The 18,228-nt window shown below is 52.2% G+C and carries 10 protein-coding genes; 6 read left to right on the plus strand and 4 right to left on the minus strand.

What is annotated here, in order from left to right; genetic code table 11:
- Nucleotides 1-777, plus strand: coding sequence for a DeoR/GlpR family DNA-binding transcription regulator (locus tag QQK89_RS07605; protein WP_284237918.1), 777 nt, complete (start codon nucleotides 1-3; stop codon nucleotides 775-777).
- Between the two features lie 105 nt (nucleotides 778-882).
- Here the strand turns inward: QQK89_RS07605 and QQK89_RS07610 are convergent, their stop codons facing one another.
- On the minus strand, nucleotides 883-1,278 hold the full coding sequence (locus QQK89_RS07610) for a VOC family protein (protein ID WP_284237920.1): 396 nt from the start codon (nucleotides 1,276-1,278) through the stop codon (nucleotides 883-885).
- 128 nt (nucleotides 1,279-1,406) lie between these two features.
- Between QQK89_RS07610 and QQK89_RS07615 the strand changes: the two genes are divergently transcribed.
- Nucleotides 1,407-2,033: a peptide-methionine (S)-S-oxide reductase MsrA gene (locus QQK89_RS07615; protein ID WP_284237921.1), complete on the plus strand. Its 627-nt coding sequence runs from the start codon at nucleotides 1,407-1,409 to the stop codon at nucleotides 2,031-2,033.
- 202 nt (nucleotides 2,034-2,235) lie between these two features.
- Nucleotides 2,236-5,478 carry a carbohydrate-binding protein gene (locus QQK89_RS07620; RefSeq protein ID WP_434481633.1) on the plus strand — a complete coding sequence of 1,081 codons (3,243 nt, stop codon included), beginning with the start codon at nucleotides 2,236-2,238 and terminating at the stop codon, nucleotides 5,476-5,478.
- Nucleotides 5,479-5,568: 90 nt separating this feature from the next.
- On the opposite strand, the gene QQK89_RS07625 is transcribed toward QQK89_RS07620, so the two are convergent.
- Nucleotides 5,569-9,936: an endo-1,4-beta-xylanase gene (locus QQK89_RS07625; RefSeq protein WP_284237923.1), complete on the minus strand. Its 4,368-nt coding sequence runs from the start codon at nucleotides 9,934-9,936 to the stop codon at nucleotides 5,569-5,571.
- A gap of 203 nt (nucleotides 9,937-10,139) precedes the next feature.
- A complete protein-coding gene (locus QQK89_RS07630) occupies nucleotides 10,140-11,408 on the minus strand; it encodes an MFS transporter (RefSeq protein WP_284237925.1) in 1,269 nt (422 codons plus the stop codon).
- A 126-nt stretch (nucleotides 11,409-11,534) separates the two neighbouring features.
- On the opposite strand from QQK89_RS07630, the gene QQK89_RS07635 reads away from it, so the two are divergent.
- Entirely contained in the window at nucleotides 11,535-11,897 is a 363-nt protein-coding gene (locus QQK89_RS07635; protein WP_284237927.1) for a DUF423 domain-containing protein, read from the plus strand.
- A 159-nt stretch (nucleotides 11,898-12,056) separates the two neighbouring features.
- Nucleotides 12,057-14,276 (plus strand): hypothetical protein, encoded by a 2,220-nt coding sequence (locus QQK89_RS07640; protein ID WP_284237928.1) that lies wholly within the window; start codon nucleotides 12,057-12,059, stop codon nucleotides 14,274-14,276.
- 76 nt (nucleotides 14,277-14,352) lie between these two features.
- Here QQK89_RS07640 and QQK89_RS07645 read toward each other — a convergent pair whose 3' ends face one another.
- Nucleotides 14,353-14,982, minus strand: coding sequence for an HD domain-containing protein (locus tag QQK89_RS07645; protein WP_284237929.1), 630 nt, complete (start codon nucleotides 14,980-14,982; stop codon nucleotides 14,353-14,355).
- 398 nt (nucleotides 14,983-15,380) lie between these two features.
- On the opposite strand from QQK89_RS07645, the gene QQK89_RS07650 reads away from it, so the two are divergent.
- Nucleotides 15,381-18,158 carry a glycoside hydrolase family 3 C-terminal domain-containing protein gene (locus QQK89_RS07650; RefSeq protein WP_284237930.1) on the plus strand — a complete coding sequence of 926 codons (2,778 nt, stop codon included), beginning with the start codon at nucleotides 15,381-15,383 and terminating at the stop codon, nucleotides 18,156-18,158.
- The last annotated feature ends 70 nt before the right edge of the window (nucleotides 18,159-18,228 follow it).

The raw sequence follows: 18,228 nt of genomic DNA on the forward strand, positions 1-18,228 counted from the left end.
ATGTCTTTGGCAGGTGAAGAGAGACGCAAACGCATCCTCGAGATGCTTGGCATGAAAGGCAAAGTGAATGTGAACGATCTGGCGCAGCAGTTCGAGGTAACAACGGAGACGATCCGTCGCGATCTGGATGAGCTGGAGAAAGATAATAAGCTTAAGAAAGTATACGGCGGAGCGGTAAGGCTAAAAGCCGAGATTGAACCGGCTTACAATGAACGTGAAATCATTCATGCCGAAGAGAAGCGGGCCATCGGGGTGCTTGCCGCTAGCTTGATCGAGGATAATGACGTGCTGGTTATCGATGAGGGTAGTACGGCCATGCAGATCATTCATCATCTGGAGGACAAGCATAACCTGACGATTCTGGTCTGCTCAATTCCAACGCTAACGCTCCTTCTGGACTACCAGAAGAATGGCGTATACGACGGCAGAACAATCTTCATCGGAGGAGAAGTGAATCCGAAGCATCTTCGGGTATCGGGTCCAATCTCCGAGAAAATGATGGAGGACTTCTACGTGAACAAATCGTTTGTTTCCGTAGACGGCGTATCGCTCGAGAATGGACTTACGGGCTTCGATTACGAACGCGCGTTGTTCACCCGCAAGCTGATCCAATGCTCGCAGTCGACCATCGTTGTCGCGGATTCTTCCAAGATCGGCAAACGTACCGTTGCCAAAATCGCAGATCTATCCGACGTGGATTACGTCGTGTCCAATAGCGAGCCTCCTACCGGATGGGACGAAGTCCTGCAGGACCGAGGCGTGACTTGGTTGAATTAACATCATCTCCTCCTTATGGGGGCTGATAGGCTTATGTTGGATAAGGGGCTGTCCGCTCGGTCATTACAAATGACGGTGGGACAGCCCCTGTTTCTTTAAAAAGGATTATTTCGCGTTCTCGTCCGGCTGATGAATACCGATTACATTGTTTTCGGTATCGATGTAATAACCTTGCCATGCCATGCCCGGTAACGCGTATTTCGGAAGGGCTACCTGGCCGCCCAAACTAAGAATTTTGGCCTCGGTCGCATCGTAGTCTCCTACGCCAATCGTACAGACAGAGCCGTTCACCGGCTGACCCGGCTGCGGAGGAGGACCCATGCGTTTCATCAAAGCGCCGTTAATCCCCATCGCGTCGGCGTCGCCCGTTGTTGCCCCTAGATAGGGCATACCCGCATATTCGCTCCAATCCTCAAACGTCCAGTCAAATGCCTCGCCGTAGAACTTTTTGGCACGCTCCATGTCATCGACATGAATCTCGAAATGAACGACTTTTCCCATAATAACCTCCCAAAATGTAGACTATCCTACTTGTTCTTCTATAAGGGTAACCGTTCCTGCTTGAGATAAACTGTTTACGGAAATTATAATATAACGAATTGGAACAGAGGTTGGAAGGAGGCTGTCGCATGACGGATCTAATCACCATCACGCTTGGCATGGGCTGTTATTGGAGCCCGGAAGCTTTATTTGGCGCCATGCCCGGCGTCATTCGCACGCGCGTCGGATTTGCAGGAGGAACAACGGCGGAGCCGGTCTACCGCAACATGAGCGACCATACCGAGACGGTCGAGCTGGCATTTGATGCTGCTATCGTTACCTATGACGAGTTGCTGGAGACGTTCTGGAATAACCATAATCCCTACAACATTAACGGATATAAGGACAGGCAATATCAGTCGCTGCTGCTCTATCGGGACGCGGAGCAGGGGGAGCTTTTCCGCGGCATCAAAAGCCGGATTGAGCAAGACAAAGGGCCGCTTGATACGGAACTAGCGCAGCTTAAGACCTTTTACCCGGCAGAAGGAAGGCATCAGAAATATTATTTGAAGAGATTCCCGAATGCCGTCGATCAGCTGAGACGGCTCTATCCGTCCGATGAGGAGATGGAGCGCTCCACTTTAGTGGCTCGACTGAACGGCGTAGCAAAAGGGTTCCTGAACCTCGAGCGCCTATTGAGCGAAATGGAGCAATGGCCGATTGCTGACGGGCAGCGGGATGAAATGGCGGCTATTATTCGACGAATCCGCTGGTAATCGCTTTTTACAATTTAATTGGTATAACATGTTATATTAATATTCCATTAGTCGGAGGTTTTGTCGATTATATTAGACTTATGATATATTGACCTTATACTAACTTGAAATTATAGTAATAGGTGACTGAAGCCGATCGTATACCCGCATGCGAATCGGCTTTTCTTTTTGCCCATAACCATATATTTCAGGAGGGATGTACGTGGCCAGTAGAATGAAAAAAAGGTCAAAGCTTATCGTGTTGCCAATTGCTCTTGCACTCTCGATTAGTCCCTTGTTGCCAAACGCAACACCTCGCGCCCATGCTTTTGAGGCGGCGGATGCCAAGACGGCGATGGAAGCCTACAACAATGCTTTCTGGGATGCGAGCGCGAAATATTTCTGGAAAACCTCCAAGCATGACGGCTATCAGGATTTCTGGGTGGAAGCCGAACTCTGGGAGCTCGTTATGGATTCTTATCAGAATGCTACCGATTCGGAGTTAAAGGCGAAGCTGCGCGCGCAAATTAATGATGTATTTGACGGTGCTGTCGAGAAGTACGGTCCAGACTGGACGAACAACACGTTTAACGATGATATTATGTGGTGGGCGATGGCCAGCACGAGAGCTTACCAGATTACGAAAGACGCGAAATACCTCGAGAAAGCGGAATATTATTTCAACTACGTCTACGATACGCAGTGGGATGACGAGTTTGCCGGAGGCGGCATTTGGTGGAAGAGCGATGACCGTACGACAAAAAACGCCTGCATCAACTTCCCAGCAGCCGAAGCTGCGGTATTCCTGTACAACGCCACTCATAACGAGCGTTATCTGGATGCGGCAACCAAGATTTATCGCTGGAGCAAAACGATGCTGACGGACGGCAACGGCAAAGTGTTCGACCGGATCGAGACGCAAAACGGCCCGATTCAAGGCGCGACCCACTATAATCAAGGCACTTTTATTGGGGCAGCCGTAGGTCTCTATCAGCTTACGGGCGACAAGGTTTATTTGGACGATGCGCTCAAGGGAGCTACCTTTACGAAGGAGCAGCTGGTTGATGCAAACGGGCTTCTGCGTTACGAAGGTCCAAACGGAGACTTGAAAGGCGGCAAAACGATTCTTGTCCGCAACCTCGGTTATCTTCAGCAAGCGGTAGGCGCGAGCAGCGAGAGCAAGTACAAAACGTTTGCCGAGAGCTTTAATAAATGGCTGGCCTTTAACGCAGATATGGCATGGAACAACAGGAACTCGGACAATCTCGTCGACAGCAACTGGGCGGGACAACAGCTGTCCGGCACGTTTGAATCGTGGAGCTCTGCGGCAGCCGTTCAGGCTTTAACGTCACTTAAGCCGCAAGATGCAGATCAGCTGGATTATGCGGTCAAAGATCCGTATAACAAGATGGAAGCGGAAAGCTTTAATATCGTTAATGGTCCGGGCATGGAGGGCAGCATCGAAGGTTCCCTTCAGCTGGGCGGCGTGCAGGACGGGAATTATGCCGCTTATAAAAATGTTGATTTTGGCTCGGGAGACGGTGCAAGCGGTTTCATTGCGCGTGCATCCAGCGGAACCGGCGGCGGCCAAATCGAGATTAGGCTAGATGCTCTAGACGGACCGAAGGTAGGGACGTTAAACGTGGAAGGAACCGGAGGATGGAACAACTTTATCGATGCGGTTACGCCGCTGAAAAACGATGAGGGGCAGACCAGCCATGTGACGGGCGTACACGATGTGTATCTGGTGTTTAAGAAAACAAACGATGCGTATTTGTTCAATCTGAACTGGTTCAAATTCACGAAGACGGATCCAACCCGGACGGATGCTTATGCGAAGTTGCAGGCGGAGCATTTCGTGGACAGCGACGGACTAAGTATCAACTCTACCGGACAATTCGTTGACGGCATTAAGAATAATGCGTTTGCATCGTACGAAGGGATTGATTTTGGCTCCGGAGCTGCAGGCATTACGCTGCATGCCGCAAGCGGCAGTCAAGGCGGCACCGTTGAAGTGAAGCTGGATTCTCCGGACGGTCCAACGGCGGGAGTCATCGACATTCCCGCGCTTGGCAGCTGGAGCAATTGGGTGGATGTAACCTCGATCCTGGACGATTCGTTAGCAGTTGGCGTACACGACGTATATCTCATTTTCCATGGGAAGGACGGCAGCGACTATCCTTGCAATCTCGACTGGTTTACCTTCTCGACGATCAAAGGTACGGCTAGAGATGCCTACGGCAAGCTGGAGGCCGAAAACTTCACGAACAGCGTAAACGTCGGTACCGAAAATGGCGGCAATCAGACGTATCTGGCGGGCATATACGGTCCGAATAACCCTTATGCGATGTACAACTATGTTGATTTTGGAGATGTTAGCAAGGCTCAGTTCCATGTGCAGGCGGCCAGCGATACAAGCGGCGGAACGGTTGAAGCCCGTATTGACGGCATTAACGGACCCGTCATCGCAACGGCCGAAGTAAGCGGCACGGGCGGCTGGCAAACGTTCCAAGTATTTGACGGCGAGATGAAGGCCGAAGTAACGGGCAAGCACCTGGTGTATCTGCTGCTCAAGGGCAATGACTACCTGTATAACTTGGACAAATTCACGTTTGGCGATGCGTCTGTCTTTACGGCACCAACGCTACGGCCTGATCCGGTTGATGACGGGGTAGCGCCGGGAGAGGTGGAGAACGTTCAATTTAACCGCGTTAATGACCAGTTGAACGTGCAATGGGACGGCCCATACGCGGTGGATGGGGATGTTGTCCTTCTGAAGCTGCTTCGTAACGGCCAGCAAGTCGGGGAAGTGCAGAAGGTACATCGCGGAATTCAAAAAGCCGTGTTTGCCGGCATGGAGACGGATCAAAGCTATAAGCTTGTAATCAGCGCGGCGGATAAGTCGGGTAATCAATCCAAGGGAATTACCGTTGCCATTCCGGCTGTCCCCGTATATTCCTTAACGGTTAATGGGGTTAATCTCAAGGATGGCGCGGTACTGACAGATGATGCTTACCTGCGCTTCCAAGCAGGCGACGGCAAGACGGCGATCCAATCCGCGAGCGTGACGGTTGACGGCAAAACCTACAACGGGAATAAACTTTATGTTGAACTCGCCGGCCAGTTGGGCAAGAAGGCAATTGTTATAGCCGTCGATGACGCAGCGGGGAACAAGCTGAAGAAGACGATCACCGTTGAAGTGAAGACGAGTATCGGAAGCATGGGCAAGCTGGTTGACCGGTACCGGGCTTCGGGAGAAGTGAGCAAATCGCTGTCGGCGCAGCTGTCGGCTAGCTTGAAGCAAGCTCAGCATCACTTGGACAAAGGACATCGCGATCAGGCGGTTAAGCAGATGCAGGACTTTGTGAAGCAGCTGAATAAGGCAGATAAGAAAAACGTATCGGATCATGCGAAAGCCGTATTAAATGCGGATGCCGAAGCGCTGATCGCAAGCTGGAAGAAGTAAGCTGCAATCGGATGCATAAGGGCCCTCAGGGCCTTAACGGAAAAGGGGTGCCCCAAAGTCATGAAAAATGACGATGGGGCACCTCTTTTTTTATTGCAGCTTCCAGATGCGGTACAGGATGACGGCTGCTTCCGCGCGGGTCAGCTGGTCTTTAGGCGCAAGCTTGTTGCCGCTGCCGGTGACCACGCCTGCTTTGACAAGCGCGGCTACGCTTTCCTTCGCATAAACGGCTACGTTTGCCGCGTCGGAGAACGCGTTAAGGGAGCCGCCTGCAGGAAGCTGCTTGCCGAGCACGGCCAAAGCACGGGTCGTTACTACCATCATGTCTTGTCGGGAGATGCTGCTATTCGGCTTGAAGGTATGGTCTGCAAAGCCGGTTGCGATGCCAAGCTGCTTCGCAATAGCCAGTTCTTTGTAGTAATACGCGTCGGCAGGGACATCGCTGAACATGGCAGAATCGGTGCCGGTACCCTGCAATTCAAGCGCTCTGACGAGAAGAGCGATGAAGTCTGCCCGCTTGATCGAAGCGGCAGGGGAGAACTTGTTCTCGCTAGTTCCTTGGATCACGCCTCGGGAAGCCATAGCGTCAATTGCTTCTTTGGCCCAAGGCACTGTCGCAAGGTCGCCAAATGTTTTAAACACGGATACGGCTGCGTAAGTGCTGAAATGCGTCGTTTGGAACACAACTGCTCCTAGAGCCGCGTCATAATGGCTGTTAGGTACCGGTACGGCCTTGCCGCTGCCGTCGATATACCAGATGACGATATGCTCCGGATGCTGGAGTTCCGCCGCTGTTGGTGCGTAAGGAATAGCGACGGTTACAGGCGCGGCAGGGTTGTTCCAAGGAATGACATTGCCGCCTGCAACAAGGCTTAAGTCAATAACCGGACGGTTGCCGATCAACTCGCGGGTTGCCGCGTCTACATGGTCTAAGTTGGCTTTGGCTACGCGAATGGATACTTGATCTGCCGTAACGTTGGTGTTAGCCAACATGTTGCTTGGCAGTTGGATAAAGGCGTTAGCGATTTTTGCTGTCAGCGCGTAGCTGTCTTGGCTTTTCAGGCTTTGCGTCGGCAGCTGGACGGCGTAAGTAACCGCATTTGCCTGCAAAGGCACGTCAATGCCGATTTGTTTTTTGCCGCTTGCTGAAGGGGCTTGCTCCAGCGCTTTTTTCAGGTTCTCGTTTGTAATGGTGCCAACAGCATTGCCGCTTGTTGTGGTAACTTCGGGTTTGATGGACACGGAGCCGTCGGAGTTCTTCACAACAACATCCGTTTGCGCGGTTGTGCCGCTTGTGCCAGTCGGTTTGCCGGTCAGCGTAAGCTCTCCGAAAACGGAGGTGTCTTGATAGCCGGAGCCGGTTGTATCGTTCCATGCCGCCACGCTGGTACGCGCACCGTCTGTTGCGTCATTGATTTGGACGTCGAAGCCGAGCTTCATCTGATTGGCCGGCGTCACGGCCGTCAGCGGAATTTTTACTTCAACGGTATAACTGGTTCCGGATTTTTTCGTTTGGGACTCAAAACCGGTAGCAATGCTTGCCGAGCTGAATGAAGTCTGGTTGTCGAAGTTAATCCGGTATTGTCCGTCATCGCTTTGATAGTACGATTTCTTTGCGTTGTTCTGGTCCAGGAAGATCTCAACGGAATCCTGTTCCCATGCATTTGCGTTTGCTTTATTGAGCTGAGTATCGCTGACTTGAACAAGCACGTACAGGTTCTGGTCATCCCATATAGCTTTGGCTGTACCCGTAGCGCCTTGCCATGCCATCTGGTAACGTTTTATTGGCATTTCCTGCGCATTGCTCCATGCGGAGTCTACTGTTCCGTCAATAATAGGGGTCCCGTATGGGGCTGTTGCCTGGCTGGCATCTTTAGGTTTAGGAGCATTGTCCGCCAAGTATTTGTCTGGTTCAATAACGGCCTTGTAAGCCGGTTTAGCCTGCAGGTTCTTATCGAACAGGAGCGGGTTGTTCTCGGCTCTCCAGCTTGTATTGTCATCAAGGCCCCAGAAGGTTACGCGCGCGATATGGTCGGCGTGTTCTTTGTACAGCTTGAACAGCTGCGCATACAGATAAGCTTGCGCAGTAGCGAGATTCTCAGGGAGCGAGTAGTTGCTGCCGGCGGTAACGTCAAGCTCGCTGACGCTTACTTCAACGTTAAGCGAAATGAATTTCTCCAGGGACAGCTTCACGTTGTCCGGGTTCGTGTTGATGTTGTAATGGCCTTGCATGCCAACGCCGTCGATCAGCTTCTTGCCGTTATGGGCTGCCGCGTAACGGTCGTTGATGTCTTTGACCATGTTGTAAATGGCGGTTGCTTTGTTCTGATTGTCTTCGTTGTAGTCGTTGTAGTAGAGCTTAATATCCCATTCCGGATGATCGTCGAGAACTTCTCTTGCAGCAAGGAACGCTTGCTCAACATAATCCGAACCAATGGCTTGGTACCAAGGCGTCTGGCGCAAGGAAGCTTTGTAATCCGAAGGGTTAGACGGATTGTCGTTCATCGCTTCGTTCACAACGTCCCAGGAGATCACTTTGTTGCCGAAATGCTCCATGACGGTTGTGATATGGGTTTTCAGGTTATCCAGCGCGGTTGCGCGGTCTAACGGAACCGTATTTTTGGAAGCGTCTGTAGTTGTATTCAGCCATGCCGGCGACTGCTGGTGCCAGACGAGTACGTGTCCGTGTACTTGCATGCCTTCTGCCCGTACTTTGTCGACCATTGCGTCCGCCGCGGCGAAGGTGAAGTTGCCTTTCGTAGGCTGCAACGCATCCGGTTTCATGGCGTTGCCGGCCGTGACGACATTATGATGCATCTTCAGCAGCTCAAGGCGTGTTCCTTCAAGATCTTCAGCAGAAATGGCATTGCCGATTAGGAAGTCGTTAGCGTATATGTTTTTGATAGGAGCAAGATCCTTCTGGATCCCAACAGGACCCGAGCCGGTGCTCTCAAAGCTGATGTCATCAATATAGTAGGATGCCGTAGCGTCGGAGCTTTGCACGTAAATAGTCAAATATTCGCCGCCTACGCTGTTATAGCGGTAGGTGCCTTGGAGCTGAACCCAGCCGTCTGCCTCGGTAATCGTTTGGCTTGCAAGGCTTGGGTAGTTAGCGCTGCTTCCATCGCCGACCTGGGAGGCAAGCTCGAGCTTGGTGCTTGTTGAAGGAGAGAGCAGCTTCACCCAAGCGGTTACTTTATACTCGTAGCCCTTGTCGACGTATTTCTCTACGCGCAAGGAAGGACCATGCCAGGTTGTTGTCCGGCCTGCTACCTTCAAGGCGTAGGAACCGTCTGTTGTATGATTGGCTTCGTCCGTAACCGTAAGAGTCTCGGTGCCAGCACGGCCCGCAAATCCTCCGGTTGTCTGATCTTCGAACGTAATGGTGTTGAAAGGCAGGGCTGGCGGTCTAGCAGGTTCTTCTTCGCCGCCTCCCGTTACGGTCTCCGTAATCAGAATATCTCCGATGTAGAAGGGAACCGTTTTGCCTTCCTCGCTGGATTGGACGCGCAATTGCGTGCTGACGGAAGTATCAACCGTAAATTCTTTGGTCAGCGTAAAAGCCGCCCCTGCGGCGAGGTTAGCGCTTGCCAAGAACCCGTAGTGGCTGCTGTCTACAGCTTGAAGAAAAGCTTGTGCGCCGGACGGTACGGCCGCGTCCTCGTCCACGTAGCCTGTGACCGTTGCGGTATAGGTTTTGCCGTTCTCGAGCCCGATGTCGGCAAATTTGAAGTCGGCCGCATCCCAAGTGTTTGCTCGGTTGCTTACGTACAAGGCTTTTCCGTCTTGATTGCCATCGACTGCTTTGTCTGCAACCTGGGCCAGGTTAGCGCCGCCGGATTGTACCGCTTTTCCTTTATCCGTTGCAAAGTCTTCGTGGTAAACGGTATTAATGGTTGCGGTTTGTTTTGCTGTAATAATGATATCTCCGATGTAGAAGGGCACGGTTTTGCCTTCCTCACTGGATTGGACGCGCAATTGCGTGCTGACGGAAGTATCAACCGTGAATTCTTTGGTTAGCGTAAAAGCTGCTCCCGCTGCGAAATCAGCGCTTGCCAAGAACCCGTAGTGGCTGCTGTCTACAGCTTGAAGAAAAGCCTGTGCGCCGGATGGCACGGTCGCCTCCGCGTCTACGTAGCCTTTGACCGTTACGGTATAGGTTTTACCGTTCTCGAGCCCTATGTCGGCGAATTTGAAATCAGCCGCATCCCATGTATTTGCGCGGTTGCTTATGTACAAAGCTTTTCCGTCTGGATTGCCGTCAAATACTTTGTCTGCAACTTGGTTCAGATGAGCACCGCCGGATTGAATGGCTTTCCCTTGGTCCGTTGCAAAGTCTTCATGGTATACGGTTGATTCGGTAGTCGCCGCTTCCACTACCGGCGCGAGCCTGCCTATCGGAATCAGCAGCGCTGCAGCGAGCAGGATGGAGACAATTTTTTTCAAGGATCTACTCATGTATGGCATTCCCCTTCGAAAAAGTATTTTATTAAGCGCTTACAAAACGTTGCGTGTTGAGAGGTCCCTCCTTTCCTAGAGAGATTATAGCCCGTATTAATTTTGGAGTTACTACAAGAACTAAATGACTTACTGTACTTATTTAACATTTCGGGAAAAATAAAGCCCACCTCTCACGCTAACGTGACGAGATGGGCTCATTTCTAACTAGGTTGCTGCTTTTTCTCCCGAAATAGCAAGTAGAAAAGCAGAGAAGCGGTGACGTACAAGACGCCCGTGACGCTGAACGTAATGGCATAGCCCCAGTAGTAGCCGTGGGTGGAGATGATCCCCGACTGCACGGGCCCCATGGTGGCCCAACCGAGCATAAAGGCGGTCTGCATGACCGAGTTGGCGAGGCTTTGATTGCGGGCGGAGACCCGGTTCATCAGCGTTGCGGATAGAAGCGGGTTCGCCGCGTTCATGAGTGCCTGCCGGAATAAAAAGCTGATCGAGGCGACTAGCAGCATGTTGGTGAAGCCGGTAATAAGCAGGAACGGTAGCGACAACGTCTGGAAAATAACGATTGCCTTCACCTGCCCGACCCGGCTGGCAAGCGACGGCCCAATCAGCATCGAAAAGATGGTCATCACTTGACCTAATGCGAGAAGGAAACTCATGCCGCTAAGCGAAGTCTCAAAACGGTTCGTAAAGTACAAATTCAAGTAAGGAATGACGAGCCCCGAACCGATTCCGATCAGCAGCTCCACCGCTCCAAAGGCGGCAAGGAAACGAAATTCCTTGCTTGCGAGTACGGGCTGAGGCGCAGCCTCAACAGATGCTGCAGCAGCGCTGATGGCGGCTTTATCCGCTCGGCTCGCCCGTTTCGTCTCACGCATCGCTTGCAACGGCACAAATGCCATGATGGTAGCGAAGCTTCCGGCGAGCAATACGATCTTAAAGGAGATCAGCTCGCTTACGCCCGCATCCTGCAGCACGTCAGAGATGACGCCGCCGCTCAGACTGCCGGCCACTTGGGCAGCAAGCACAAACGCCGAGTAGATGCTGAAGATGCGCAGCCGATCGGCCTTGTCCACATTATCGGCCAGAAACGGGATGGCTAGCACTTGGAACACGGTGGCGAAGATGCCCGTCATAAGCGCCATCGCGACCAAGCTGCTTTCGGATTCGAATAACGAACGACCGGCTAACACAATACCGCTAAATAAGGCTCCGATGACGAGCAGCCTCTTGCGGCTGGTACGGTCGCCAAACAGTCCGATAGGTATGAAGCAGATCGCCGTCGCAAGAGCCTGCATGCTGACAACCGTGCCGCTCATGGCGTCGGGGTAGCCGAGCTCGTGAATATACAGATTATAAAGGACAGAGAACAAGCCAGTACCGAATTGATATAACATGTTCGACAGAAAGAAGAGACGGATGTTCCGGGACCAGCCCTTCCACTCCGCCGTCGTGGATTGTAGCCATTTCATGATGATAGAAGCCTCCTGATGCTATTCCAACCATCTACAATACTACCGTATCATCCGTAAATCAATCGGAAAATGCTGTGGATCATGATATGCTAGAGAAAAGACTAGGAGAGAAGAGGGAAGAAGATGCAGACTTTTGTTGTGCTTGGAAGCATTCTGATGGCCATTGCGGTTGCGATCGGCGCGTTTGGCGCGCATGCGCTCAAGAGCAAGATTGAGCCGGACAAGCTGAAAGTGTATGAGACGGGCGTACAGTACCACATTATCCATGCGTTAGGTCTAATTGGAGTTGGCCTGTTGGCTGACCGTTATCCGGATGCCGGCATTATCGTGACGGGCGGCTGGCTTCTGCTGGTGGGAATCGTGTTGTTCTCCGGCAGTTTGTATGTATTAAGTCTCAAAAGAGTACGTCTGCTTGGTCCGGTTACGCCGCTTGGCGGACTGTCCTTTATGGTCGGCTGGATACTGATTGCGATTGGCGTGCTATAAGCGATGTCAAAGGAAACCGGCCACGCAGGCCGGTTTTTTTGTTGCGGCTATTATGAATTTGTACAGTGATTCGCTTAATTCACAATTTACCGGCCTGCCTGGCGCATGTTAACGTACCCTCAAGCCATAATCGGCTATGGGGAAGGGGTGCATGATTTCATGACGTTAACGTTCACTTATGCGGGCAGCGTAACACAATATAAAGGCAGCACCATACGCGAATCGGTTGATATTCCTTTTGAAGATGAGAGGGAACGTTCCGGCAATCGGAATTGGATAGCGGGATTAAGAACCGAAGGCGATATCGACGATCCGGAGGGTCAGCGGCTGACGGTGCAATTTCAATCACTAGGCGCCTCGGAAGAGTCGGCCGTTGCGGTCTCGTTTCTATCGAGCGGCTGGTCGGAACGCAATTATGTGCTGATACCCGGTGCTGTTTACGCGGGGAACCGGTTTGAAGTACGGGAGTTGTCCTATGCTCCCTGCTGGTCAAGAATTGACGACCATGGCCCGAACGTGCCAAACCTGATTACGGATGTTCCCCGGTTGGCAGACCGAGCCGGGGAAACGTCTGCGATCCACCTCCTGACCGGCGACGCGGCTACGCCCGCTGTAGGAATAATGGACAAGGAATCCAATACCGGCTGGCTCTTTATTACGGAACAAGGGACAGCGTTAGGAGACAATTCGATCCATGTAGAGGAGAGCGTTGATCGGAGCTTTGTTCGAATTTCCTTCCAGGCGCCGGGAGTCCGCCCGTCCGCGAAATACGAGATGGCAACGACAAAAGTACCAAGCACGGATAGAGGGCATGATTTCACGGCAGGAGAAACGGTCACCATCCGTTGCCGAATCTACCGCTTCTCCTGTCCCAGCATTCAAGCTTTATTCGATAAGTTTGCGGCTGTCCGGCAGCAGGGGCAGTCTGCGGCAGAGTTGGCGCAAAGCCTGCCGTTCTCCGCGGCGTGGGGGACTCAGGAGCGTAAATATAACGAGATGAACTGGAACGCGGAGCTTGGTTATTACGCGGTTGGCACGATCGATATGAAGCATCAGGACTGGCAGGTTGGCTGGGTCGGGGGAGGCATGTCTAGTCTTGCTTTGCTACTTGAGGGCAGCGAATTGTCCATAAGCCGCGCTATAGCTACGCTTCATTTCTTGTTCAGCAGCCAGACGGCATCGGGCTTTTTTCATGGCGTCTGTTATCAAGGCGAATTTTACGGCGATGAATTTAACGACGATCCGGCACGCAAGCATCCGGAGCAATGGCATATATTGCGCAAAAGCGCGGACGCTTTGTATTTTATAATGAAGCATCTCCTTGCCCTCGAACAGATACGCCCGGATTTCGTAATCCCGGCTGAATGGCTGGACGGCACGCGAAGGCTTGCCGACGCATTCGTCCGGTTATGGCACCAATACGGTCAATTCGGGCAATGGGTCCATACGGGTACCGGAGATCTCATCATCGGCGGTTCGGCGGGCGGAGGCATCGCCCCGGCGGGTCTCGCCTTATGCGGCCGTTATTTCGATGAGCCTAGCTACACCGCTTGCGCCGAGCTGTCCGCGCGTTATTATTACGAGCGTTTTACGACCAAAGGCATTACGACCGGCGGACCGGGAGAGATTCTGCAAAGCCCGGATAGCGAATCCGCCTTTGCTCTGCTCGAGTCTTATATGGTGCTCTACGAAACGAGCGGGGATGGCGAATGGCTACGGATGGCGGAAGAAGCGGCGCTTCAGGCGATGACCTGGTGCGTATCGTATGATTTCAGCTTTCCGGCAGGGTCGACCTTCGAGCGGCTTGGAATGCAAACAACGGGTTCGGTCATCGCAAACGTACAGAATAAGCATAGCGCGCCGGGAATCTGCACATTGTCCGGGGACTCGCTGCTTAAGCTGTACCGGGCAACGGGCAATAAGAGGTACGCGGAGTTGCTTCGCGAGATCGCCGGGAATCTGCCGCAATACTTATCCCGCGAAGATCGCCCGATCCGGGGATGGGAAGGCTGGGATATGCCGCCCGGTTATATGAGCGAGCGGGTTAATATGAGCGATTGGGAAGGTCAAGGCAACGTGGGCGAGGTTATTCCGTATTCCTGTTGGTGCGAGGTATCCTTAATGCTCACTTACGCGGAAGTGCCGGGTATTTACGTCAATACGACGACCGGCATGGTAACGGTAATCGATCAGGTCGAATGCCGTCTGGAGCAAACGGAAGGAGTCCTCGCAATGACCAACCCGTCTGCTTTCCCGGCAGAGGTGAAGCTGCTTGCTGAGTCCGAGGAGGAAGCGGCGCTGCCGCTAGGCGCATGCGGGCATCTGCAGTGGAAGAGGATTACGATCAAACCCGGGGAGACGGTTAGAATCGCTATTTAGCCAGCTATGAACATATAAAAGCCAGCCTATACGAGGCTGGCTTGTTTGCATGCTTGGATTAATTAAGGAGGGAAGATTACGCGGCTAAAGCGTCTTTCGTGATTTGTTCGATGTCAATCGGGGATTTGGAGCCTTCTCTCACGAGATCGGGCAGGATATGCTCCAGGAAGTAATCGACGCAATGAAGGTTGATTTGTTTGATTTTGATCAGAGCGGAACGGTACATGACGATAAATTCTTTCTCCAAATTGCCACGTTGCAGTTCGAAGTATGCTTCGTAGATCTGATCCATTTTATCCGCAACCTCCAGGATCAGTCCTTCAACGGAATCGTCTTTGCCCTCGCGGAGTTGTCTGCGGAAGATCGACTGGAATTCCTCCGGTATATGCTCGTCGATAAAGTGGGCGACCATGCCTTCCTCTACCTGCTGCAGCATGGAACGAAGCTCAAGCGAGTAATGCTTAACCGGAGTCTTGATGTCGCCGATAAAGATTTCGCCATAGTCATGGCTGCTCGTAATTTCGTAAAGCTTCTTCCAATCGACGGTAACGCCGTTCCTTTCTTCGATATCGGCTAACGTTTTGGCATATTGCACGACCTTCCAGGAATGCGACGATACGCTATGCTCCTGGAATTTGAACTTTCCGGGGCAGCGGATAATTCTCTCGAGATCGGTAAGCGACTGAAAATACGTATGGATTCCCATATGCGTTATCCTTTCTTTGTTTCGAGTGTAGTGTAGTGGTGATCAGCTGCACAACCCTAGTATAAAACCGAATTGTTATTGGATCGTCAACAAATACTGGTAATTAATGGTCATGTAAAGACGGCAAGTTAGTTCTAACGATTTTGGGGGGACAAGTCCTCTTGTGAGTAGCTTATTCCGGATGCCGGGTTCGTATTACATCATTTTGTTAAACAAATCATTGATAAGTCATAAACGGTTATGAAAAGCACAATTTATATGTGTTTTTTCTTTTTTATGAAAGTCATTATCGATAATAATGCGATAAAGCCGGGAAATCGGTTGTATTTTTATTATGTTTTCGTGATATAGAATTTGCTATGATAATCATTAGGACATATTGAATAGGAGACCAAGCGATGAATACACATGGCATTCCATTAGAAGGTTTTGCGGCATTCAGCAGGAAAGTAGCTGCCGAAGGCGCGGTTCTTGTGAAAAACGAGGGGCAAGTGCTTCCGATACAGACTGGCGACAACGTGGCGATTTTTGGCCGGACGCAAGTGAATTATTACCGCAGCGGCACGGGATCGGGCGGCAGCGTAAACGTCACGCATACAACGAATCTGCTAGACGGCATGCGCAGCAAGGCGGGCATTCAAGTGAATGAAGTTTTGGCTGCGGCGTACGAGAAGTGGATCGAACAAAACCCGTTCGATAACGGCGGAGGCGGCTGGGCGGCGGAGCCTTGGCATCAGAAGGAGATGCCGTTAACGGCCGAGCTTGTCGCAGAGGCAAGAAGCCAGTCGGAGAAGGCGATTGTCGTAATCGGTCGGACCGCTGGAGAAGATCAGGATAATGCAGTGAAGCCGGGCAGTTATTTGCTCACCGATGAGGAAATGGACATGCTGAAGCAGGTTGCTTCCCAATTCGAACAAACCGCCGTTGTGCTGAACGTATCCAATATTATCGATATGAGCTGGTTAAACAGAGCGGATATGAAATCGATTCCAGCGGTCGTCTACGCTTGGCAGGGCGGCATGGAGGGCGGCAACGCGATTGCCGACGTACTGGCTGGCGATGTGACGCCAAGCGGGAAGTTAACGGATACGATTGCTTATTCCATTGAAGATTATCCTTCGACACGCAACTATGGCAATGAGCTGGACAACCGGTATGAAGAAGATATCTATGTCGGTTACCGGTATTTCGAGACGTTTGCGCCGGAGAAGGTACAATTCGAATTTGGTTACGGACTGTCTTATACTTCCTTCACTCAAGTGCCGGAGCAAGCGAAGACCGTTGTCAAGAACGGGAAGGAAGTTATTGAGCTTAGCGTAACCGTAACCAATACGGGGGCTGTGTACGCGGGTAAAGAAACCGTCCAAGTCTATTTCGAAGCCCCGCAAGGCGAGCTTGGGAAGCCCGCGAGAGCATTGGCGGCTTTCGCCAAGACGAAGGAGCTTCAGCCGGGCGAATCGCAGCAGCTTGTGTTAAGTTTTCCGGTTCAAGCTATGGCTTCTTACGACGATGCTGGTGTTACGGGCTATCCTTCGGCCTACGTGCTGGAAGCGGGCATGTATCGCATCTATGCGGGAAGCAGCGTACGGCAGGTAACGGAAGTGAGCATCAAAGGAAACGACGGTTACGCGGTGGAGACGCTTCAGGTTGTGGAACAGCTGGAAGAAGCGATGGCACCAACGATCAGCTTCTCCCGGATGAAGCCGGGACCACGCAAGGAAGACGGCACCTATGAGTTAACGGCTGCAGAAGTTCCGGTTCGCAAGATTTCGCTTGCCGAGCGGATCGAGCAGAACCTGCCGGTGACGCTTGAACAGACCGGCAATCAAGGTTATAACCTGCAGGATGTCGCGGACGGCAAGGCAAGCATGGAAGCTTTTGTCGCGCAATTCAGCGACGAGGATCTGGCGGCGATTGTCCGCGGCGAAGGGATGTCGAGTCCGAAGGTAACGCCGGGTACGGCTTCGGCTTTTGGCGGCGTAAGCGAGAACCTGCTTGGTTACGGCATTCCGGTGGCTTGCACGGCTGACGGCCCGTCCGGAATCCGAATGGACAGCGGCCATAAGGCAACGCAGGTGGCGATTGGCACGCTGCTGGCGGCAACATGGAATACGGAGCTGATTGAGGAGTTATATGTACTGGAAGGGCAAGAGCTGCTCAGCAACGACATCGACGCTTTGCTTGGACCGGGACTTAATATCCGCCGCAGTCCGCTGAACGGGCGGAACTTCGAATATTTCTCGGAGGATCCGCTTGTTTCCGGCGCTTTTGCGGCGGCATGCACGCGCGGCATTATGAAGGGCGGCTCGAATGCGACGCTGAAGCATTTTGCCTGCAATAATCAGGAGCAATACCGCCACCGGGTCAACGCGGTTGTATCGGAGCGGGCATTGCGCGAAATCTATTTGAAAGGCTTCGAGATCGCCGTGAAAGAAGGCGGAGCGAATTCGATCATGACTTCCTATAACCCGGTTAACGGACATTGGGCGGCTTCCAATTATGATTTGAACACGACGATTCTGCGCGGCGAATGGGGCTTCAAGGGTATTGTCATGACGGACTGGTGGGCCGTTATGAACGATGTTGTGAATGGCGGCACGGCTGACCGGAAATTTACGAATTGGATGGTCCGCTCCCAGAACGATTTATATATGGTCGTCTCTAACTATGGAGCAGAGTCTAACGTGTGGGGAGACAACACGCTGGAGTCGCTTGAGAACGGTACGCTTACCCGCGGAGAATTGCAGCGCAGCGCGATGAACATCTGTAATTTCATCATGCAAGCGCCGATATTCAGAAGAGAGCTTGTAACCGAGGAGAAGGCGGAACGGTTCGAACCTGGTGCCGATCTGTCCGGTACGCGGCCGCAGTCGTTGGACGATAACGCCAAGGTGGTGTTTACGGCTGGTGAACCGGCGGTTATGAAAGTCGAAAGCGGCGGCGTTTATCGGATGACCGTACATCTGATGTCAACGGAGTTTGCATGGGCGCAAAGCGCATGCAACGTGCTGATTAATGGCGAGCTTATGACCACTGTACAGACGAACGGCACGGAAGGTGCTTGGATTCGCCAGAAGCTGGTGAAGGTGGAACTGCCGGCAGGGCTGTATGAGCTGAAGCTCGATTTTGTGAAGCCGGGTATGCAGATCGACTGGATTGAATTCGACCGGATTTGATCTTGATCCCCTGTCCGTGTATGGTAGTAACAGCAATAATAAACGACAGGGATCTGCAAACATTGATTAA

Source organism: Paenibacillus glycanilyticus (assembly GCF_030161375.1).
Classification (GTDB): Bacteria; Bacillota; Bacilli; order Paenibacillales; family Paenibacillaceae; genus Pristimantibacillus; species Pristimantibacillus glycanilyticus_B.